General features: G+C 68.9%; 22 protein-coding genes and 1 tRNA gene. 17 read left to right on the top strand and 6 right to left on the bottom strand.

Features of this window, described 5'->3' with window-relative positions; all coding sequences use genetic code 11:
• Window positions 1-3: 3 nt before the first annotated feature.
• Window positions 4-846: a PE-PGRS family protein gene (locus tag ACZ4U1_RS35095; protein WP_467908221.1), complete on the top strand. Its 843-nt coding sequence runs from the start codon at window positions 4-6 to the stop codon at window positions 844-846.
• Here ACZ4U1_RS35095 and ACZ4U1_RS35090 read toward each other — a convergent pair.
• Window positions 776-2449 (bottom strand): PE-PGRS family protein, encoded by a 1674-nt coding sequence (locus tag ACZ4U1_RS35090; protein ID WP_467908220.1) that lies wholly within the window; start codon window positions 2447-2449, stop codon window positions 776-778. The two genes, ACZ4U1_RS35095 and ACZ4U1_RS35090, sit on opposite strands and share 71 nt — an antisense overlap.
• Before the next feature lie 170 nt (window positions 2450-2619).
• Here ACZ4U1_RS35090 and ACZ4U1_RS35085 point away from each other — a divergent pair, with 170 nt between their 5' ends.
• Both ACZ4U1_RS35085 and ACZ4U1_RS35080 read left to right on the top strand, forming a co-directional pair.
• Entirely contained in the window at window positions 2620-3489 is an 870-nt protein-coding gene (locus ACZ4U1_RS35085; RefSeq protein ID WP_467908219.1) for a hypothetical protein, read from the top strand.
• Between the two features lie 575 nt (window positions 3490-4064).
• Window positions 4065-4670 carry a hypothetical protein gene (locus ACZ4U1_RS35080; RefSeq protein ID WP_467908218.1) on the top strand — a complete coding sequence of 202 codons (606 nt, stop codon included), beginning with the start codon at window positions 4065-4067 and terminating at the stop codon, window positions 4668-4670.
• Window positions 4671-5275: 605 nt separating this feature from the next.
• Here ACZ4U1_RS35080 and ACZ4U1_RS35075 read toward each other — a convergent pair.
• Together ACZ4U1_RS35075 and ACZ4U1_RS35070 are read right to left on the bottom strand one after the other, a co-directional pair.
• A complete protein-coding gene (locus ACZ4U1_RS35075) occupies window positions 5276-6523 on the bottom strand; it encodes an XRE family transcriptional regulator (RefSeq protein WP_467908217.1) in 1248 nt (415 codons plus the stop codon).
• A gap of 158 nt (window positions 6524-6681) precedes the next feature.
• On the bottom strand, window positions 6682-7017 hold the full coding sequence (locus ACZ4U1_RS35070; RefSeq protein ID WP_467908216.1) for a winged helix-turn-helix domain-containing protein: 336 nt from the start codon (window positions 7015-7017) through the stop codon (window positions 6682-6684).
• A 551-nt stretch (window positions 7018-7568) separates the two neighbouring features.
• Here ACZ4U1_RS35070 and ACZ4U1_RS35065 point away from each other — a divergent pair.
• The 13 genes from ACZ4U1_RS35065 (at window position 7569) to ACZ4U1_RS35005 (ending at window position 17711) form a co-directional block, all read left to right on the top strand.
• Complete coding sequence (locus ACZ4U1_RS35065; protein ID WP_467908215.1) at window positions 7569-7838, top strand: DUF6284 family protein; 270 nt, start codon at window positions 7569-7571, stop codon at window positions 7836-7838.
• The gene (locus ACZ4U1_RS35060) at window positions 7835-8179 is read left to right on the top strand and encodes a hypothetical protein (protein WP_467908214.1); all 345 of its coding nucleotides are present in this window, start codon (window positions 7835-7837) and stop codon (window positions 8177-8179) included. The genes ACZ4U1_RS35065 and ACZ4U1_RS35060 overlap by 4 nt, the downstream gene beginning before the upstream one ends.
• Window positions 8176-9036, top strand: coding sequence for a protein spdB (locus ACZ4U1_RS35055; RefSeq protein WP_467908213.1), 861 nt, complete (start codon window positions 8176-8178; stop codon window positions 9034-9036). The genes ACZ4U1_RS35060 and ACZ4U1_RS35055 overlap by 4 nt, the downstream gene beginning before the upstream one ends.
• A complete protein-coding gene (locus tag ACZ4U1_RS35050; protein WP_467908212.1) occupies window positions 9033-9650 on the top strand; it encodes a GGDEF domain-containing protein in 618 nt (205 codons plus the stop codon). The genes ACZ4U1_RS35055 and ACZ4U1_RS35050 overlap by 4 nt, the downstream gene beginning before the upstream one ends.
• A complete protein-coding gene (locus tag ACZ4U1_RS35045; RefSeq protein ID WP_391049287.1) occupies window positions 9647-9985 on the top strand; it encodes an RRQRL motif-containing zinc-binding protein in 339 nt (112 codons plus the stop codon). The genes ACZ4U1_RS35050 and ACZ4U1_RS35045 overlap by 4 nt, the downstream gene beginning before the upstream one ends.
• Window positions 9986-10065: 80 nt before the next feature.
• Window positions 10066-12240 carry a cell division protein FtsK gene (locus ACZ4U1_RS35040; protein ID WP_467908211.1) on the top strand — a complete coding sequence of 725 codons (2175 nt, stop codon included), beginning with the start codon at window positions 10066-10068 and terminating at the stop codon, window positions 12238-12240.
• A 141-nt stretch (window positions 12241-12381) separates the two neighbouring features.
• Window positions 12382-12651, top strand: coding sequence for a hypothetical protein (locus ACZ4U1_RS35035; RefSeq protein ID WP_467908210.1), 270 nt, complete (start codon window positions 12382-12384; stop codon window positions 12649-12651).
• The gene (locus ACZ4U1_RS35030; RefSeq protein WP_467908209.1) at window positions 12648-12842 is read left to right on the top strand and encodes a hypothetical protein; all 195 of its coding nucleotides are present in this window, start codon (window positions 12648-12650) and stop codon (window positions 12840-12842) included. The genes ACZ4U1_RS35035 and ACZ4U1_RS35030 overlap by 4 nt, the downstream gene beginning before the upstream one ends.
• A 12-nt stretch (window positions 12843-12854) precedes the next feature.
• Complete coding sequence (locus ACZ4U1_RS35025) at window positions 12855-13307, top strand: hypothetical protein (RefSeq protein ID WP_467908208.1); 453 nt, start codon at window positions 12855-12857, stop codon at window positions 13305-13307.
• Between the two features lie 90 nt (window positions 13308-13397).
• Window positions 13398-14285 (top strand): bifunctional DNA primase/polymerase, encoded by an 888-nt coding sequence (locus tag ACZ4U1_RS35020; RefSeq protein ID WP_467908207.1) that lies wholly within the window; start codon window positions 13398-13400, stop codon window positions 14283-14285.
• A gap of 3 nt (window positions 14286-14288) precedes the next feature.
• A complete protein-coding gene (locus ACZ4U1_RS35015; protein ID WP_467908206.1) occupies window positions 14289-15767 on the top strand; it encodes an ATP-binding protein in 1479 nt (492 codons plus the stop codon).
• A 455-nt stretch (window positions 15768-16222) separates the two neighbouring features.
• A complete protein-coding gene (locus ACZ4U1_RS35010; RefSeq protein ID WP_391049300.1) occupies window positions 16223-16432 on the top strand; it encodes a helix-turn-helix domain-containing protein in 210 nt (69 codons plus the stop codon).
• A gap of 73 nt (window positions 16433-16505) precedes the next feature.
• Window positions 16506-17711: a site-specific integrase gene (locus ACZ4U1_RS35005; protein ID WP_467908205.1), complete on the top strand. Its 1206-nt coding sequence runs from the start codon at window positions 16506-16508 to the stop codon at window positions 17709-17711.
• An 82-nt stretch (window positions 17712-17793) separates the two neighbouring features.
• On the opposite strand, the gene ACZ4U1_RS35000 is transcribed toward ACZ4U1_RS35005, so the two are convergent.
• The 3 genes from ACZ4U1_RS35000 to ACZ4U1_RS34990 form a co-directional block, all read right to left on the bottom strand.
• Window positions 17794-17867 (bottom strand) — tRNA-Pro (locus ACZ4U1_RS35000).
• Between the two features lie 66 nt (window positions 17868-17933).
• A complete protein-coding gene (locus tag ACZ4U1_RS34995; RefSeq protein ID WP_467908204.1) occupies window positions 17934-18692 on the bottom strand; it encodes a Pr6Pr family membrane protein in 759 nt (252 codons plus the stop codon).
• A 78-nt stretch (window positions 18693-18770) separates the two neighbouring features.
• The gene (locus ACZ4U1_RS34990; RefSeq protein ID WP_467908203.1) at window positions 18771-19700 is read right to left on the bottom strand and encodes a metallophosphoesterase; all 930 of its coding nucleotides are present in this window, start codon (window positions 19698-19700) and stop codon (window positions 18771-18773) included.
• A 127-nt stretch (window positions 19701-19827) separates the two neighbouring features.
• Here ACZ4U1_RS34990 and ACZ4U1_RS34985 point away from each other — a divergent pair, with 127 nt between their 5' ends.
• Complete coding sequence (locus ACZ4U1_RS34985) at window positions 19828-20295, top strand: GatB/YqeY domain-containing protein (RefSeq protein ID WP_467908202.1); 468 nt, start codon at window positions 19828-19830, stop codon at window positions 20293-20295.
• Window positions 20296-20515: the final 220 nt, after the last annotated feature.

The following is a 20515-nucleotide window of genomic DNA, read 5'->3' as shown; positions in this document are numbered from 1 at the left end:
GACATGGAGATTGGCGAGCACTGGGCATACCGCGCGAGGCCGAAGGAGCTGGGTGGCCCTGTCAGGCAGGTGGAGATCGTTCGGGTGGGTGGCCGTGGGAGGTCTGACTGGATCCACGTCCGGTTCCTGGAAGGCGATGACGCCGGACTGCAGGAATGGGTCAGTCCCGGCTGCCTGGTAGCGCCATGGCCAGACGTCGACGCGTTCCGCGCGGATGACGAGGCAGAGCTCAGACTGACCGAGGCGTCACGCCACGTACGCGGCAGCACGGATTTCGAGGCCGCGCGCCTGATCCTCGGGTTCGTCCGGCCGAAGAACAGGCTGCGCCTCCGCCGAGGGGTGGCAGACGCGGGAGTTCTGGAACTGAGCCGACTCGACGAGACAGCGCCGCTCATCGGCATGGACGCCACCGCGATCCGCAGTGACCCGATGGTGCACGAGAACCGTGCCGGCATGTGCCTGGCCGGCTGGCCGGTCACCGAACGCGTCGCCAGTCAGGTAGCGGGCCGCCTCGCCGACGAGATCCTCCCGGAGGTGGACCGCAAGCAGCAGGACATCGAGCAGGAGCGCGCACAGCCCTCCTGGTACTCGTACCGTCGTCGGGACGACCGCAAGTTGGATGCGGAGGCGGCCGTCCTGCGGACCGTCCGGGCGTGGTGCGGCGAGGACAAGGCTGAGCGCTACGACGAGCTGGTCGCACTGCGCGAAGAGGTCATCCGGCTCGGCCAGCTGGTGGAGAAGGCGGTCAAGGCCCTACGTGACCGTGGGCACGGCGTCATCGCCTCCACCATTGAGCGCGACCTTGGCGTCCATATCGCCAGCCTTGATCCTGACGTGCGTCGATAGAGCCGCGCCACGGCTCCGGGGTCGACTTCGGCGGCTCGGGCCGTGCCGCAGGCTGTTCCCTCTCCGGCCGGTGCGGGTGCCAGCCGCCGAGAAAGGGCCGTAGCTGATCTCCCGTCGGCTCCGCGTGGAAGTCGAGAACGGCCAGGCCCCTGCCGTTCATGGTGGGGTCCAGCCGGTCGGCCTCCGCCTTCCCCCAAGCCGACCACTGTCGCAGCCTCTCGGCTTCGACGGCGTCGTCCGATGTGGCGGCGGCTTCGTCCAGAGCGACGCAGAACACCCGGATCTCCCCAGCCACCTTCCACTGCTCCAGGGCTGTGCCGAAGTGCTCCGCTCGTAGGGCGTGAACCGCCTTGATCGAGGCGGCACTGACGGCGGACTCCCACTCCCGCCTCTCGCGCTCCTCCCGCTCCGCCTCCAGACGCCGACGCTCCGCCTCCTGCCGCTCCCGCTCCTCTCGCAGGCGTCGCTGCTCCGCCTCCCGTTCCAGCCGAGCCCGCTCCTGCTCCTCCGCGCGCGCCTTCAGCGCCCGGAACACCGAACCGACCTGCTCCTCCAACGGCTTCTTGGCGGTGTCGGCCCATTCCTTCTTCCAGCCGTAGCTGTGGCCGTAGCCGTAGCCCGAATGCTGGCTAATCAGCAGTTCCAGCTCGCCGGATGGCTCGAACCTGTGCGCCGGCGTCACCCGCTGCCAGTCGTACGTACGTCGGCCCGGCTGCTTGGGCACGTACCGGACCTGCTTCTGCCGTTCGCGGAAGCCGACCTGGTACGTCCTGCCGTGAACGGTGAGCAGGGGCCTGGGCTGCTTGCGCTTCTTGGACACCGTGATCTCGCCGTGGCGGGCGAGTGCCTGCTCGGCGAGGAGCCGGAGAAGCGAGAGGACTCGCGGCAGGACCTCCTCCGAGATCTCGAAGGCGCTGTGGTCCGCAGCGACAGCGGCGATCACGTCCTCGACATCGCTGATCACCCGGCTGCGCGCCAGCCGGATCCGGTTCCACTCGGTGTCGTCCTCACCCGACACCCTGAGTAGACCGAGGAAGAAGTCCCCTTTCGCCCGGCCGCTGTACTTCAGGTGGTACCCCTCGGGCGCACACTGCCGGGCTGCGTCGAAGGCCCTGCGGTAGCGGGCTCGCTCCTGGTCGCTGGGGTTCGGGATCCGGAGGAACCGCCCAGCCTGCTGTACTTCCGCGATCAAGGCGGCTCCGATTTCCGCCGGCGACGCCTGTGGGGACTTGGCGGCGCGCTGTGGCGCCGGCTTCGTCGTGGACGGAGCTGTGTCTTGCTTCTGCGGAGGAGGGGCAGGCCGTGTCCGTTGCTCGGAACCCGCCGACCGCTGTTTGCGCGGCGTCGGTTCCGGCCGGTCCGGGTGATGGCCGTGTTCCAGGTAGAAGCGCCCCGCGTCAGTGATCTCCGCCTGCCACTTCCAATCCTGCTTGGGCATGGTGATCAGACGCCGCTCTTTGAGCGCGCGGGCGGTGAGGGCGAACTCTGGGCTGTCCGACGTGACGGGGTCGGCTCCGTCCCCGATGCGAGTGAGGAGCGCGAGCTGCCGGTCGTTTAACGGAGACCATCGGTGCATGGCGATCGTCGTACCGTCTGTGCTCACCTCACCACAACCCGTATGAGAAGAGTTCATTCCCGGTGTGTGAAGAGCTGACGCTGACCAGCCTGGCAGATGTGACGCGCACGGAATGGCATTTCATGATTTTACGTGCGCACGGTCTGGAAACGGGCGAAAACTGGGTGCTCCAAGCCGAGTAGAGGAAAGGAGCAACCATGCAAAACCGAGCGCTGGGGCTCGTGCCCGAGCAAAGTCGTCACCAGGACTCGGCGTCCGGAAGGATGCGCGCACACGACGCCTGGGCGCTGGAGCTGTCCGTTCTGATGGACACGATGAACGCACGGGCCGTCGCGATCGACCTGGGGCAGCAAGGCATGCAGGCCGCACTGACCGTCGTCTCGGGGCGGCTCTGCGTGCTGTTGCGGGTCGGCCTGAGCGAGCAGGAGACGGCGGTCGCTATCAGGTCGCTGCTCGGCCGTTACATTCACCGGCCTGCCTCCCTCCTGACTCTTTGGCCGGAGACAGGTGGGCAAGGCGTGGTGGTGAAGGAACCAGATGACGCCTCGGACTGGGGGCAGGGGGACCCGCCAGAGGTGCCGGCTGACGTTCTGCCTCTGTACGAGGCCGGAAACTGGGCACCGAAGGACGGATGGCGGAGTGACGACGAGGTGTGGGAGAACCTGAAGCAGTTCACCGCCGACCACCTCAAGGGCGTCGTGGAGTACATTCCCGAGGACATGTATCCCCTGCCCGACGGGCTGGGCGCAGTTGTCGCCGCCGGGTACGACAGTGAGGGGATGGCTCATCCGCTGGTGTTCCTCCGCGGCGATCTGCCCGCGGGTCTGCGCGTCGACCTCCTCGGCTTCTCCATCGCGCTGGCCGTCGGTGCCGATCGCGGCGGTCGGGAACCCGATGAGAACGGCATCTTCTACGTCGGTACGGACGCGGGGCCGGTGGGCGGCCCTGGGGGCGCACTTCTCGGAGCTCTGATGGTCCAGCGCTTGGGGCGTCGTCCGGGCGACTGCGACTTCAGGCTTCTCGATCCACCGGAGGAAGCCGGCCGGGGGCAGGAGTCGGCCGCTTGAACCTGAGTCGACTGCGCTCGGAGGTGTCGGGCCTCTGAGGAGCGTCACCAGCGCTCCCTTGGGAGCCGGATTCCGAGGTTGGCTCCCAAGCGGCTCCCAAAAGATGCCCAGTAACCACTCAGGGGCCCGACCCGCACTGCGGATCAGGCCCCTGACCTGGTACTACGGCGTCGGGGTGGCGGGATTTGAACCCACGACCTCTTCGTCCCGAACGCGATTAAGGCCTTGCGTGACCGCGGTTCATGGTTACTCTCCTGCGCGTTCGGCTCCGGGACTGTCCACCAGCGTCCGGGATGGTCTTGGTGCGGTTGCCTCCATTGGCCCCCCGTTTGGCCCCCTGGTCTACCACTGGTTGAACCCACCATGGGGGGTGCCTGAGCTGTTCAGAGCAGGTGGCGACGGAGCGACCTCGCTCGGTTTCGGATCCGCGCTGTGGCAGCAGCACCGGGCTCTCTTACGGCACGCTAGCCCGACTGGCGCAGTCTGAGCTGCGAGCAGGGAGTCCCCCAGCTTGGATATTGATAGACAAGCAGTGACAGCCTTTGCCACTGTGCGGTATCGACCAAGGGGTCGGGATGAATATCCTGAGCAGATTGCTCACGCAATCTGAAATCGTTCACTTGGCTAGGCATGGATCATCACTTGGTGATGTCGCTAATGCCATATCGGCATTCCGCGGTGAGGAAGATTTCTGGAGTAATTTTGACATGCGCCTGAATCTCCCGTGGGAGTTGGAGCAGGCATATGTGCGACTTCAGGAAAGTGAGATGGCGCAGCGAGCCACGTTTGTGATTACGTCTGCAGAGGAGTGGGATCGCGGGCGGGGCGAGATTAAGGAGTTCGAAAAATATCCGCGGTTCACGTCTCCCCATTGGTTCGTGGAAGCGATCCATGATGGAGACGATGTAATCCTCATCCCCTTCGATTATTCGGGGGTATGGAAGCTCTCTTTGTTTAGCGTGGGCCGCGACGACGACGGCTTTTGTGCTTTGATTCCCGTATGGACTGAATTCCCTTTCGTTACGGTCAATGTGGGAGACAGCGGAGCCTGCGAGAAAGGGATGAGAGGCGGCAGGCCGGACTGCAGGCCGAAGAGCGGTAAGGGCTGCCCCAGTCAGTGCCGTGAGGGCTACTACAGAGAAAACGGACGCTCTATTTTCTACTGTTGGTGCCCGAAGTGATTTCTCCTACGCCCACGCCTATGCCTGCGCCGTCGACCGCGCCGAAGATCACCGAATGGATCAGTTCAGTCGGCTCGGTGGTTAGTGCGCTTGTGGCCGCGGGAGCGCTATTCTGGTTTTCAGCATACGCCTCTGGATACCGTCTGCGCGTGCGAGCGTGGCGCGACTCTAGGGGAAACGTACTCATTCGAGTGCGCAACTGGGGTAGGCTGGAAGGGCAGGTTGAGTATGTAGAGATCGCTATCAGGCGTAGCTTCCCAAAGAGGATTATGGCTGTATTGAGAGGGGCCCCTAGGGTCGACCTGCCGATACTCAGGGCTGAGCAGAAAGAGCCGATAGTGCTGCCGCCTGCAAAGTTTCATGATTGGCGAGGTTCGAATCTTCTTGCTCAGAAGATTCCTTGGCCCCCGAATGTTCCGTATGGGTATCGCAAGTGGGTGTGGAATCTCGGGTGGCCACTTCTTTCATTCGAGACCCGCGAATTCGATTTCTCCAAGAAGAGAGACCTTCGAAAATTGCGGGCTTTGGTCGAGACCGGGACGCGTCGACCGAAGTATGTAAAGGTGAAGCTTGTTTCTGGCGAGTTCGCTGATTAGCGCGGCCACTCACCGTGGCATAAACCCCGGCTTCTGCTCGGCGAGCGAGTGAAGCCGCGCTAGGTAGTTTTGTGCCGCCGGTTCGGAGCTGTACCGGCGCCTCATCTCAGCGGCGAGTTCCCGGCTGGTCATGATGAGGGACGGCACCGACTGACGGTCCCCTTCGAGCGCTCGCTCTCCCATGACGAGCGCCTGTTCCAAGTCACCCTCTCGCGCTGCTGTGACTCCGAGTGTGACGCGCGCTTCGGCGTTCCGCATCGGCGAACGCTCGGTGCCGTCGAAGTCCGTTCCCGCCCTCAGCACCTCTTCGGCGAGCGTGCGTGCAAGCTTGTCTTCGCCAACGAGGCGGTAACAGTCCATCGCGTAGAAGTCGAATTTGGCTGGGTCCACCACGAAGTGGTTGTCCAGGTTCTCGGGGTACGGCATCCCTTCGAGCAACCGCCGCCCCTTGTCCAAGGCCACCTCGACTTGCCGGCGGTCTCCGATCCGCGCCCACGCCTTGGCTTCCTGGCCTGCGAGCTGCACGGCCACGCCGTGATGCTGTGCCGTCTCGGCTCCGGCCTGCGCCGCTGCGATGACGCCCCGGTAGTCGCCGGTCGTCAGGGCGAACCACGCCCGCATCTCGTGTGCCCAACCGGCGATCTCTGCGTGATCAGCCTCGGTCGCGAGTGAGAGCGCGGCCTGCCGGGTCGACTCAGCCGCGTGGCGGTCGCCCGTGTCGTACTCGACGCAGCCGACCAGTAGCGCGAGCCAGCCGGACAGCGCGAGCACCTCGCGGTGCTGTGCGAGCGTGAGGCTCTTCCTGTGGAGGTCGACGACACGGCGGAGCCACTGCCGCCCCTCGATGAGGAGCTGTTCACTCGGCATGAACGGGTATTCCGAGGCAAGCCGGTCCGCTGTGATCCGCAAGGCATCAAGCGTGGCGTTGTCGACATCGGACCGGTTGAGACGGCTCACGATCTCCAGCGTCTCCATGCCGGACGCTGCAAGGATCTCCCTGTCTCCATCCCGCCGCGAGGGTGCCGGGAAGAGCGCGTGCGTCACGGTGCCGAAGAGGGCCGCGATGATCGGTTGATAGAAGTCGTTCGGCATCTGGCCTGACTCCCAGCGCTTCCACTGGCGAATCATGCTGTCCTCCGCCGGCAGCTCCGTGGGAGCGTGCGCCCGCAGTGCCCTCACTGCCTGACGCTGCGACCAGTCGCGCGCCGTTCGTTCGGCAGCAATGCGCCGCGCCCATGCGGGCCTGTCGTCGGTCATGTGCCCTCCTCCGAGTGCCTACTCCGAGTCTCACCCGCGCGCCAGGGGGACAGGGAAGGGGACAGAGGGGTGTCACTGGACATGTCCCCACCTCCGCCGTGCCGTCCCCTGGCTGTCACTTACCTCACAACTACCGTTCCTCGCATGCTGGTTGCAGATCACGCACCACCCGGGGCGGAGCGCTCTTCGAGTGCTGCGACCCGTTCAGCCAATGCCTGAATCTGGGAGCGGATGTCCTTGATGTCGTCGCGTACGTCGCCGGTGGGGGCCGACCCGTCACCGACGAAGTTACCGAGATTCCCGGCCGAGACGATGAGCCCTTCGGCCCGAAGTGCTGCCAACCCGTTCTGGATGGTCTGGCTCGCGAACCCGAATCGGTCCATCAGCTCTCGCTGCGACGGAAGCTTGTCTCCCGGCTTCATCTTCTTGATGTCAGCGCGTAGTGCGTCCGCGACCTGCACCGCTTTCGGCTTGGGGCCTCCTGTGACAGTCATGCTCTGAGCGTACCCACCACAGCGAACTAGCGCGCATCACCTCATAAAGGTTGTGCACCACAGCGCACTAGTGCAAGCTAGTCAGTGAGCGGCCTCTCTGGGACTCCGGGAGTTAGCCGCCGGATCTGCACGAACGCACGGGGCGGGGACGCTGCAATCCCGCTAAAGGCCAGGTGGAACAGGGTTTCGGCCCGTACTGGCGAGGTGGCCCGGCGACCGCGAGCAACGGCCGGAGAGTGGGGACGTGGTCCCCCTTGCAGTGCTTCACCTCTGTTGACCTCGTGAAAAGGACACCTGATGTACCGACGAAGACCGTGAGCGCCGCCGCGACGGACCGGCTGGCGGCGCTGTACGACAAGCCGGTCCGTCTCTGGTTTCGCAGCTGATGAGCTGCGGCCGGCTGCCTCTCTCGCCCGTCCGTCTCGCGTGCTGCGCGGGGACGTACGGGCGGGAGTGCGGGGAGCCGGAATGACTCCAACGGCGCGAGCCCCCGGTGCGGGAACACCGGGGGCTCTGTTCGGGCCGTTCCTCGCTGGAAGGAACTACGACCCATGAACCACGTTGTCACACTTCAGGACGCCATCACGGCGTTCGCCGACTTCATCGAGCCGACCGCTGCTGAGCTGGACGCGATCGAGCTGGAAATGCCCGTGATCCTGGCCGACGTCGACCTGTTGGACGCGCACATCACCACCCTGGACCGCACCCCGACCGAGCTGGACGAGCGGCGCATCCGTCGGGCCCGCCGTCGGGCGCTCGCCGCTCGGGTCGCGCTGGTCAACCGCGCGGCGGGTGCGAGCCTTCCCGGGGGTGCCGCGTGACACTGGACGACCTCGCGGTCCCCCTGCGGGCGCTGCGGCTGCTGGCCGTGGACTTCGGTCACCTGCCCGCCCCCGACGTGGACGTGTCCCCGCTCTACCCGGACCGGCTGCGGCTGGTTTTCCACGACACCTCGTGCGAGAGCCTGGCGGCGTTCGAGGAGTGGCGCACCGCACTGCACATCGCCCCGGACGCGGTCGACTCCGGCACCCAGAGCGACGGTCACACCCTCGTGCTCAAGGCCGAGGGACCGTTCGCCGGCGCGGTCATGATGCTGACCGCCTATGCCGACGTGCCGGTCAACGACCGTGCCCCGGCGGGGCAGGCGGGAGGTGCCCAGTGAAGGCGAAGACGGTTCTTCCGGCTGTTGCGATGACGGCCGTGTCGATGGTGCTTACCCTCGCGGTGGTCATGATGTGGCTGGGTGCGGCGGTGCCGTGGCCGGTTGCCCTGGTCGTGGGTCTCGGCATCGACGGTGGATGGCTGGCCACCCTCGCCTACGAACGGCGTCTCGCCGCGCAGGGCGACCACAGCCGTGCGGTCACGGCGGTCGGCTGGTCCTTCGGCATCCTCGCCGCCGGCGTCCTGGTCATGCACGCGCTGACCGCTGCGCACTCCGCCGGCGCGTGGCTGGCCGTGGCGTGGTTGCCGATCGCGGCGAAGGCCCTGTGGCTGGTCCACAGCCTGTGGGAGCGCACGGCGCTCACGCCGCTCGCGCTGGACGCGATCCGGGGAATCCAGCAGGAGGCGCGCGACGAAGCGGCCGTGGCCCGTGCTCGGCTGCGGGCGGAAGCGGCCACTGAGGAGACGCGGCTGACGGCCGTGACGGAAGCCGGGGCCCGCGTCGCACGCGTCCAGGCCAAGACCTCACGGACCCTCGCGGGGGCTTGGTCGACGCTGGAGACCGCCCGCAGGGGCGAGGAGACGGGCAGGGCGCTGACCAGCGTGACGACCTCCGTCACGCCTGGCGTCACGTCCCGTTGGGAACTCCCCGTCTGGGGACCGACCGAGCCGGTTCCGGCGCTGGAGACAGCGGCCCCGGCCCTGTCGGATAGTGCGCTGGACACGCTGGTTCACGACATCCGGCACAGCCAGACGCCGCCCCTGTCCTACCGGGAGATGGCTGTGCGCTTCCGCGCCGCCGGCCACTCCGCCTCCGAGGTCCGGTTGCGGGCTGCGTGGAAGCGGGTGGCCGCGTGAGTACCCTCGCCGCGCTCTTACCGGCCGTGCCGCCCGTCATCGGGTGGGCGGTACATGCCCGTTGGCTGCACGGACGGCTGACCACCGCCCGACGTGATCCGCTCACCGGGTTGTGGACGCGGAACGCGTTCACCCGGCGGGCCCGCCGCCTGCTGCGCGACCCGCGCGCCGTGGTCGTGCTGGCGGACGTCGACCACTTCAAGCGGATCAACGACACCCACGGTCACGCGGCTGGTGACGTCCTACTCACTACGGTCGCCGCCCGCCTCGCCCACGGCGCCACCCCCGGCGGAGTAACCGGGCGGCTCGGTGGGGATGAGTTCGCCGCCGTCGTGGTCGACCGTGACGGCACCATGGCCGACCGGTTGCACACCCTCGCCCGCGTCCTGGCCCGGCCGGTCGACGCCGCCCCCGAGGTGCACACCACGGTGTCCCTGGGTTGGGTACGGGCCGCCGATCACCCGGGCGAGGACCTGTCCGCGCTGCTGCGCCGCGCCGATGAGGCCATGTACGCGGCGAAGCGGTCCGGCCGGTCCGGTCCTCGCCGGGCCCGTCTCGGGCGGCTGCTCGGGTCGGTTGCCGGCCGCCGTCCCGGACGGCGCGGCGCGGCGTGAGCACGCTGCCCGTCTTCCGGTGGCGTCTGGCTCCGGACGGCTACGCCACCCGCCGCCAACTGCGTGCCCTCGGTCTGCGGCCCGGTGGTCAGGATGTGGCCGCTCAGCTCGAACGGCCCCGGCGGCGGGGCCGCCCGCCCCTGGTCGCCTACCTCTACCGCGTCGACCTGGCCAAGCCGGTCCGGCCGATGACGCCGGCCCGGTGGGCGGCGCTCGCCAAGGCCAACACCGCCCGGCGCACCTGCCCCGCCTGCCGGCATGACGCCGGCTACGTCATTCCCCCGACGCTCGGCACGTGCGTGCCGTGCGCCTACCCCGAGCAGTACGCCGCCTGAAGCCCCGGCGGGGCCGGTCCGCTCACCTCCTACAGCGACGGACCGGCCCCGCCTTCCCTCTGCGAAAGAAGGAAGTTTCAGTGAAGCATCCCGACGACGACCACGAACTGTTCAACCGCCTGGAAGCCGAGATGGCCGCCGACCAGGGCGCCGACGTGGTCGACCTGGACAAGGCCCGCGCCGCCCGCGAACCGGCCCCCGCCACCGGCCCGGAGCCGGCGGACCCGGGCACGCCGGTCATGGTCGACCAGCCCGCGCCCGCGGCGACCGGTCCCGGCTACCTCGGCCGGCTCGCCGGCGCCCGTCGCCGCCCGGTCGTGCCCCTCTGGCTGAAGTCCGTGGCTGAGCTGCGCACCGCCGCCGCGTGGGTGGCCCGCCACTACGCCCACGCCGCCGGCTATCACGCGCTGCGTGCTCCCATCTACGCCGCCCGCCTTGCCCTCCAGGCCCCGGCCGGCGCCGCGAAGTTCGTCGGGGGAACGCTGCGGTGGGTGGCCGACCGCGAGGGCGAGCCGGTCCGGCTCGCCGCCGTGCGCCGCGAGGACGCCGCCGAGTACCTGAAGCTGTCCCGGCAGCGTGACGGGCGGGTCCGGCTGCGGAGCCTGGTCGCCGCGCTCGCGATGTTCACCGGTCTCGGTCTGGCGCTCGCCCTGTACGTGCTGGCCCCTGACTGGCTGCAAGCCGTCTCCGTGAGCGCGGTCGTCCTCGCCCTGGGGGCCGCCGGCCGCAAGGCGGACGCCCCGGTCGTGCACCGGGCGGTGGAACTGCCCAAGGCCACCAAGCTCACCAGCGACATTGTGCTGCGGGCGCTGGGGGCAGTGGGGATTCCCGCGATCAACCAGGCGCAGGCCAAGGGCCGGGACGGGTTCGAGTTCACCGCCCCCATCACCCGCGACGGGCCTGGCTGGCGCGCAGAGGGCAACCTGCCCTACGGCGTGACCGTGACGGACATCATCGAACGCCGTGAGCGGCTCGCGTCCGGTCTGCGCCGCCCGCTGGGGTGCGTGTGGCCCGAGGCGGTCCCCGACGAGCACACCGGGCACCTGGTGCTGTGGGTCGGGGACCAGGACATGTCGCGGGCGTCGCAACCGGCGTGGCCGCTGCTGAAAACCGGGCAGGTGGACCTGTTCAAGCCGGTCGCCTACGGCACCGACCAGCGCGGACGCTGGACGGCGGTCACCCTCATGTACATCGCGGGCGTCATCGGCGCCATCCCGCGCATGGGCAAGACGTTCCTGCTGCGGTTGCTGCTGCTCATCGCGGCATTGGACCCGCGTGCGGAGCTGCACACGTACGACATGAAGGGCACCGGCGACCTGGACCCGGTGGGCAACGCGGTCGGCTACCGGCACGCCGCCGGCGACGACGACGAACCCGTGCAATACGCGTTGGACGACTTCCGGGCCCTGCGCGAGGAACTGCGCCGCCGCACGAAGGTGATCCGCTCCCTGCCCCGGGACATCTGCCCCGAATCCAAGGTGACCAGCGCTCTCGCGGACAAGCGGTCCTTGGGGCTGCACCCGATCGTGGTCGGGGTGGATGAGTGCCAGGTCCTCTTTGAACATCCCGAGCACGGCAAGGAGTTCGAGGAGATCATCACCGACCTGGTCAAGCGCGGCCCCGCCACCGGCATCGTGGTCCTGCTGGCCACGCAGCGCCCGGACGCCAAGTCGCTGCCCACCGGCATCAGCGCGAACGCCTCCGCGCGGTGGTGCCTGAAGGTGATGGGCCAGTTGGAAAACGACATGGTGCTGGGCACCTCCGCCTACAAGCGCGGGGTGCGGGCGACCATGTTCGCCTGGGGCGACAAGGGCATCCACTACTTCGTGGGCGAAGGCTCCGACGCCCGGATCGTGCGCTCCGTCTACGTCGACGCCGGCGGCGCCGAAACCATCGCCGCCCGCGCCCGCCGCGTCCGCGAGAAGGCCGGACTGCTCGCCGGACACGCCCTCGGAGAGGCACCCGAGCCGACCACGGCCGCCTACGACCTGCTCGCGGACATCCTCGCGGTGGTCCCGGCCAAGGAGGCCAAGGCGTGGTCGGAAACCATCGTGACCCGGCTCGCGGACCTGCGCCCCGAGGTCTACGACGGATGGGACCCCGACGCACTCGCCGCCGCGCTCAAGCCGCACGGCGTGTCCACCATCCAGGTCGGGCGCCGGGTGAGCGGCAAGGTCGTCAACCGGCGCGGTGTCGACCGCTCCCACATCACGACCGTGATCGCGGAGCGTGACGGAAAGCGGGACGCGGGCTGAGCCTCCGGGGCCGCTAACGATAGCGGCAGCCCCCGCTAACGTTAGCGGCCCCGCTAGCGCACCAAACCGCCTCTGATCAGGCCGCTAGCGGATAGCGGCCCACCTGCGCAAACCCCGAAAACCCGCCAGGAAGGGCCCCGCATGACCCTCACCCTGCTCGCTATCGCCTCCCTGCTCGCAATCACGGTCGGTTACGGCGGTGTGTGTGCGGTGTCGCCGTTCGGTGACTGCCGCCGCTGCCGTGGCATGGGCCACGCCCTTAAGACCGACCGCAAGGGACGCGTGAAGCGCGGCAAGGACTGCCGCCACTGCTACGCCACCGGCAAGCGCATCCGCATCGGCCGGTGGCTCTACAACCGCTGGGCGCGCATCTACCGCGCCGGCACCGACACCCCGGAAGGATCCCGATGATCCTCAACATCTCCGCCGTCCTGCTGTTCGGCGCCGCCTCCGTCTTCGCCGTCAAGACCAGGTCCGCCGGCGGCGGCGCCGCGCTCGTGCTGTTCCTCTTCGGGTTCTTCACCGCCGGAACCGGCGCCTACGAGCCCATCCACAACCTCGTGCAGGCATCCGCCGACGCCCTGTCCGCCCTCGGCAACTGAGGAGCCCCAGCCGTGAACGAAACCACCACCCACCACAGCACGCCCCTCGTGGTCCACCACCCCACCCCGATCACCCCCGCCGTGCACGCGGCGCCGGTCGTACCCGTCCAACCGGGCCACCTCCCGGCCGTGGCGAGCATCGTCCTGCCGGACGGCCGCGTCGTCACCGGCTACGCCGTGGCACCGACACAGCCCGAACCGGTCGCCGCCAAGCCGGTCGTGTCCCGCACGGCCGTGAACGTCGCCCTCGGGGGCGTCGGATTCCTCGCGGTGTGCGGCGGTCTGGTGCTGCTCTCCTCGTTCATCGCCGCCCTGACCGCGTTCATCGGCCAGCTCATCATCCTCGCCGCCGTGGTCTTCGGCGGCTGGATCGCCGTGCAGGTGCTCGGCACGAGCGGGCACCGGGGCGGGACCACGGTCAACATTCGCAAGGCCGTGATCAAGCGCAACCACTTCCACAGCTAGCTACGCCAAGGGCGGCCCCTCCCTCTCGCCAAAGAATCGGGGCCGCCCTTGTCCACCTGCCAACCACTTGACCTGTGGAGGTCTCCCAGCATGACGCAACCGACCCTGATCCGGCGAGGGCGTGACGGCACGAGCGCGCTGCCCGAACCCTTGCCGGCCGCGCTGGCACTGGCTGCTGCCGGTGTGCCGGTGCTGCCCCTGCGGCGGGGCAAGGTCCCGTTCGGCAACTGCCCCACCTGCACGGCCAACGCGTGCGGCGGTCGGCCGAACATGAAAACGCCGGGCTCCTGCCGGTGCCCTGGCGTCTGCCACGCGTGGGCCGCCGCCACCACCGATCCGGCGGTCATCGTCTCGCCCCCGTGGGCGGCGGCGTGGCGGCGTGCCGTCTGCGTCGCCTACCACCCCGGCGCCGCCGGGCTGACCGTGGTCGACCTGGACAACGCCGACGCCATCGCGTGGGCCCATACCGCCCTGGCGGCCACCCGCACGGTGGCGACGACGCGCGGTGAGCACTGGATCTACCGGGGCACCATGACCTCACACAACGCGGTCAGGCCCGGCGTCGACATCAAGTCGTCCATGTCCTATGCCCGCTATCTCGGCCCCGGTGTCGGCCAGATGGCCGAGCTGCCGGACGCCGTGCGCGTCCTCGCGGTGAAGAAGCTTGCCCCCGTCCGGTCGGCGCCGCGCGCCGGCGCCGTACCCGCAAGGTTCGGGCCCGGTGAGTGCCCGCACCGCACGCCCGCCTACCTCGAACGCGGCATCGCCATGGCCGTGCAGCGCATCACCGAGGCGCGCAGCGCGGTCCACGCGACCGTGTACCGGACGTTCCTCGCGGTGCTGTCCCGGCACGGCCGGTGCTGCTGCCTGACCGAGGCTCACGTCACCCGGCTATTCACCGCCGCGCAGACCAAAGGCGAGACCCTGCGGCACTGCACGGACGCGTGGACCAACGCCCGCACCGCGTTGGGGCTCTGAGTCATGTCCGACGACGACAAGACCCCTGCCCGCGACGTCATCGCGGACTACGCGCAAGAGCACTTCCGGTACTTCCGCACCGCTGACGGCACCGTGTACGCCCAGAAGAACGGCCACCCCGTGGCCCGCCCGATCCGCTCCCAAGGCACCTCGGGCAGCCACCGACAGGAACTCATGGTGGGCCTCTTCCGCGACGGATATGGCGTCTTCAACGGCACCGCCTTGAAGGAGGCACTCGACTTGATCGAGGCACTCGCGCTGAGCCAGGACGTGCAGCCCGTACATATCCGTGTTGCGCCCGGGTTCGACGGGGCGACATGGCTGGACCTGGGCCGCGACGACGGACAGTCGGTCCGCATCCACCCCACCGGGTGGGACATCCGCACTCCCGACCCGGCAGAGGTGTGCTGGCGCCGCACGCAGCTCACGGGCGAGCTGCCCATGCCGGTCAAGGACACCGACGGCAAGGGCATCGATCTCCTGCTGAGGCTGTGCAACTTCGCCAACGCCGAGACCGAATGCCTGGCCATTGCGTGGCTGATCGGCTGTCTCGGTCCGTCCGTGCCCGTCCCCGCCCCATTCCTCACTGGCCCGCAGGGCGCGGGCAAGTCGACGGGCGGGCGGATGCTCGTGCGGATCATCGAGGGCATGAGCGGAGACCTGCGCCGCGCCCCGAAGGATGAGGAAAACCTGATCGCGGCTGTGGCCGCCGGATGGGTCACCGCCCTCGACAACCTCTCCCACCTGGCGCCGGACCTGTCCGACGCGATGTGCTGCATCGTCACCGGGGCCGAGACTGTCAAACGCGCCCTGTACACGGACGGGGACGTTGTCCGGGCCCGCTACCGCCGCCCCCTGCTGCTGACCGGCATCGACGTTGGTGTCATCCGGCCCGACCTCGCCGAACGGCTCCTCCCGCTGCGCCTGGAACGCCCCAAGGTCCGGCGGACCGAAGCGGAACTGTGGGCGGAGTACGCGCAAGCCCTGCCCATCATCCTCGGCTCCCTGCTCGACCTCACGGTCAAGGTGCGTGCGGCCGAAGCGGACATCCCCACCGACCTGCGCATGGCCGACTTCGCCCACCTGTGCGCGCAACTCGACGCGGCCACCGGGTTCGGCGCCCTCGCCGCCTACCGGGCCAGCCTGGACGACCTCAACGACGACGTCATTGAAGGTGACTTGCTGGCACAGACCGTCCTGAAGCACGCCGCCGGCATCGCTCCGGGGGCAGAGGAGCGGATGACCTCTGCCGAGTGGCTGCACGCCCTCACGGGCCTCTACAGCGGTGAGGACTGCCGGCCCCTTCCAAAAGGCTGGCCGACCACCGGCAAAGTCCTCTCAGACCGGCTCAAGCGCCTTCAGCCCACCCTCGCCGCCCGGGGCGTCCTCATCGACTGGGGACGCACCAAGGCGGCCCGGTACATCGAGATGACCCGGCCCCCGGCCCCGCCGCCCGCACACGAGCAGGAACCGGCATTCTGACCGCCGGCACCCTGCCGTCGCCACAAGCAAGAGGAGCACCCGCCCGGCGTGCACCCGCCCGGCGTGCACCCGCCCGGCGTGCTCCTCTTGCTGTTCGGCGGCGGCGCCGCCCTGCGATGGTCGCGCCGCGAAGCGGCTCCTTCGTCACGCTCTGAGCCGCGCACTACAACAGACACCACTCCCTCTCTTGTCCGAAGTAAAGAGACGCTGCGTCACCTGCGTCACCCACGGACGGCAAACGACCCGTGACCTGCCGAGAGAGCGGTGACGCAGACGCGCGGCGAGTGCGTCACCCCGCGTCATCCACGTCACCGATGACGGGCAGCCGCGTCACCGGTGACGCACCCCGAAACTCCCTTCGTCACTCAAACCCGCAGGTCAGCGCCCTGAATGACGCAGGTGACGCGATGACGCAGAAATCCGCACCTCGGACAGAAGCACCCTGGAGTCGCCGGATGAGCACCGTTGCTGAACCTGCTGAACAACTCCTCTACCGACCTGAAGAGGCGGCAAAGGCTCTCCGGATTGGCCGCTCGATGGTCTACGAGGAGATCCGACTCGGACGCCTCAAGACCGTCCGTATTGGCCGCCGCCGACTTGTGCCGCCTGAGTACATCGAGCAGTACGTCGAACTCCTCAAGAGCGAGGCGGAAGCCACCGCCTGAATCCCCAGCAACGCGAACAACAGGGCCGCGTCTTCCGGGCGCGGCCCTGTTCCATGTGGAGGCACAACACAGCATGACCGAGACCCCGAAGCGTGCCCAAAGGGCCGGCCACGGTGCGGACACGATCTATTGGGACCCTGCTAAGAAGAGCTACGTCGGAGCCGTCTCCCTGGGATACGCCCCGAACGGCAAGCGCCGCCGGCCGAAGGTGTACGGCAAGACGAAGACGGAAGTCCGCAACAAGATCCGGGACTTGAAGAAGGAGGTGCAGACGGGCGTCAAGGCGCCCGCCAACTACACGGTGGCGGACGCGGTGAACGACTGGTTGGAGCGTGGGCTGAAGGGGCGCGACGAGAAGGGCACCATCGGCAAGAACCGCTCGATGGCGAATAAGCACCTGATCCCGTTCATCGGCAAGGCCAAGCTGAAGGAACTCAGCGCGGACGATGTCGATGACTGGTTGGACGGCAGGGCCGAATTCCTCGCGACGCGCAGCCTGCGTGACCTGCTCGCCATCCTGCGCCGCTCCATCGCGCACGCTCAGCGCAGGGACAAGGCCGCGCGGAACGTCGCCCTACTCGTCACCGCACCGGAGGGGCGCCCTGGCCGACCGAGTAAAGCGCTGAATCTGGAGCAGGCGAAAGCCGTGCTCACTGCCGCGCGTCCGTCACGGCTGTACGCCTACCTCGTGCTCTCGCTCCTCAGCGGTGTGCGCACAGAAGAGGCGCGGCCCCTCACCTGGGATCACGTCTTCCTGGAGACGACGGACGGCATCCCGCCTCACGTCGCGGTGTGGCGTTCGGTGCGCAAGCACGGCGAGACCAAGACCAGGAAGAGCCGCCGAACCATCGCTCTGCCGAGGCAGGTGGTCGACGTCCTCGAAGAGCACATGCGATGGCAGAAGCAGGAGCGGGCATCGAAGGGGATGGAGTGGGACCCGGCCGGCCGCGTCTTCACCACCCGGAGCGGTGAGCCGCTCGATGCGGCCAACGTCCGGCGCGACTTCAAAGCCATCGTGAAGAAGGCTGGGCTCAAGCCGGAGTGGACCCCGAGAGAGCTGCGGCACAGCTTCGTGTCCCTGCTCTCCGATCACGGCATCCCCCTGGAACGGATCGCGCTGCTGGTTGGGCACAGCAGCCAGGCGACCACAGAGGCGGTCTACCGCAAGCAACTGCGGCCCGTGATCACGCAGGGTGCCGAAGCGATGGATGCCATCTTCGCTGAAGATCAGGAAGGGAATGACGCGACGGACGACGAACAGGGCGACGCGGTGGCCTGATCAAAATCGTTTGGCCCCCTGTTTGGCCCCCGGACACATCAGAGGCCCATTCACGATCACGTGAATGGGCCTCTGACCAGCGTCGGGGTGGCGGGATTTGAACCCACGACCTCTTCGTCCCGAACGAAGCGCGCTGCCAAGCTGCGCTACACCCCGGTGTCGCTGCTTGTCGCGGCGACGACGTTTACTTTAGCCCACCGGGGGCTGTAGGCGAAATCCGATTCAGGCGGGGTGGCGGACCGGGGTCGGGCGGGTGTGGTCGAGGGCCACCAGGAGGACGGCCAGGGCGTAGATCGCGAGGCCCAGGAGGAGGGCGTTGGCGAGGGTGCTGCGGTAGCCGTGGGCCGTCACGTCCAGGAAGGGGTAGAGGTAGCGGGACGGGCTGGTGGGCGGGAGGAAGGCGGCCCTGGTGAGGGAGAAGGTCAGGTACGCCAGGGGGTAGAGGAGCCAGGCCACGGTCTGGCGCAGGTGGAGGCGGGTCGCGGGGGTGAGCAGGAGCCAGTCCAGCAGGGCCGCCGCCGGCACCAGGATGTGGAGGATCTGCAGGGTCGCCCACTGGGCGTGCCAGCGTTCGGGGGGTGTCGTCGCGCCGGTCATGGAGAACGGCGGCGTCGTGTGGCCCAGGAGCAGGTGGTAGACCAGGGCCGAGGTGAGGGCGTAGAGGAGCGTGGCGCCTGTCACCGCCGACGGGAGCGGGCGGCGGGCCCGCCAGGCCCGGTTTGCCGACAGGAACATGACCAGGGCCAGCAGGATGTTGGTCTGGACGCTGAAGTAGCTCAGCATGCGGGTCGGGGGGCCCAGGAGGAGTTCCAGGGCGACGCCGCCGGCCGCCGCCACGGCGGTCAGGAGGCGGAACACCGCGGCCACGGGGCGGCGGACCGGGGCCACCACCGCCGTGGCCGGGACCGGGGCGGGCAGCAGCAGGGGCGGGCCCGGGACCGCGGGCAGGTCCGGGATGTCCCTGGGTATCGGGGCGGTCATGCCCTCACGCTAGGAGCGGGGGGAGGGGCGCGGCCACGCGGATTCGCCCAGGTGGGTTACCCCTCCCTTGCCGTTCCCTTACCGCTCCCGGCTCACCAAGGTCAGCAGCGTGGCCTCCGGCGGGCACGCGAAGCGGACCGGGGTGTAGCGGTTGGTGCCGCAGCCCGCCGAGACGTGGAGGTAGGAGGTGCGGCCCTCCACCGTGTGCGTGGAGAGGCCCTTCACACGGTCGGTGTCCAGGTCGCAGTTGGTGACCAGGGCGCCGTAGAAGGGGATGCACACCTGGCCGCCGTGGGTGTGGCCGGCCAGGACCAGGGGATAGCCGTCCGCTGTGAACGCGTCAAGGGCGCGGAGGTACGGCGCGTGGACCACGCCGAGCGAGAAGTCGTACGTCCCGGACGGGCCGCCGGCCACCTGGGCGTAGCGGTCGCGTTTGATGTGCGGGTCGTCCAGGCCGGTCAGCTCGATGGAGACGCCCTCGACCTTCAGCACGCCCCGCGTGTTGGTGAGGTTCAGCCAGCCTGCCGCGTCGAAGCCGTCCCGCAGGTCCTCCCACGGGTTGTGGATCGCGCCGACGACCGGCGGGTTGCCGTTCAGACCGTGGCGGCCCTGGACCTTCTCCAGCAGGTAGCGGGCGGGGTTGCGGGGCTTGGGGCCGTAGTAGTCGTTCGAGCCGAAGACGTACGCGCCCGGGAACTCCATCAGCGGGCCCAGCGCGTCCAGGACCTCGGGGACGCCCTCGGGGTCGGACAGGTTGTCGCCCGTGTTGATCACGAAGTCGGGGCGCAGCCCGGCCAGCGACTGCAGCCAGCGCTGCTTCTTGCGCTGCCCGCCCACCATGTGGATGTCCGAGACCTGCAGCACACGCAGCGGGCGCATGCCCGGAGGCAGAACCGGGACGGTGACCCGTCGGAGGCGGAAGGAGCGGGCCTCGAAACCCGCCGCGTACACCAGGCCGGCGGCGCCGGCCGCCACTACTCCCAGGGGAATTCCGTATCGCGCGCGCATGTGCCCATCGTGTCAGACCGGTTGGGCCCGGTGAGACCGGCATCGGCCTCCGGTTGATCGCGACCGGCACCGGCCCCCCGGTTAAATGGGCGGGCGTGGCCGGGCGTACACCTGCGACAATCGGGCCATGACCACCACGCTCAAGTCGAAGCTGCACGACGACCTCAACGCCGCGATCAAGGAGCGTGACGAGCTGCGCTCCTCGACGCTCCGGCTGACGCTCGCCGCGATCACCAAGGAGGAGGTCGCCGGCAAGGAGAAGCGGGAGCTGTCGGACGACGAGGTGCTCAAGGTGATCACCCGTGAGGCGAAGAAGCGCCGCGAGGCCGCGGACGCCTTCGCGCAGGGTGGCCGTGCCGAGCAGGCCGAGCGGGAGAAGGCGGAGGGCGAGGTGCTCGCCGAGTACCTGCCCAAGCAGCTGTCCGACGACGAGCTGAACGCGATCGTCGCCCAGGCCGTGGCGGAGGCGAAGGCGGCCGGCGCCGAGGGTCCGCGGGCCATGGGCGCCGTCATGAAGATCGTGAACCCGAAGGTGGCCGGCCAGGCCGAGGGCGGCCGGGTCGCCGCCGCGGTGAAGAAGCTGCTCCAGGGCTGAGCGGACACGTTTCTGCTACGCCGGCGGTGCCGCACCCCCCTTCTACGGTGGCGGTGCCGCACCTCCTTTTACGGCGGCGGGGCCGCACCCCCCTACGACGGCGGTGCCGCACCTCCTTTTACGGCGGCGGGGGGGGGGGGGGGGGGGGGGGGGGGGGGGGGGGGGGGGGGGGGGGGGGGGGGGGGGGGGGGGGGGGGGGGGGGGGGGGGGGGGGGGGGGG

It is taken from the genome of Streptomyces sp. NPDC028928, assembly GCF_055564915.1.
Note: the sequence above shows the minus strand (reverse complement) of the source record. Positions and strands in the feature narration are given on the sequence as shown.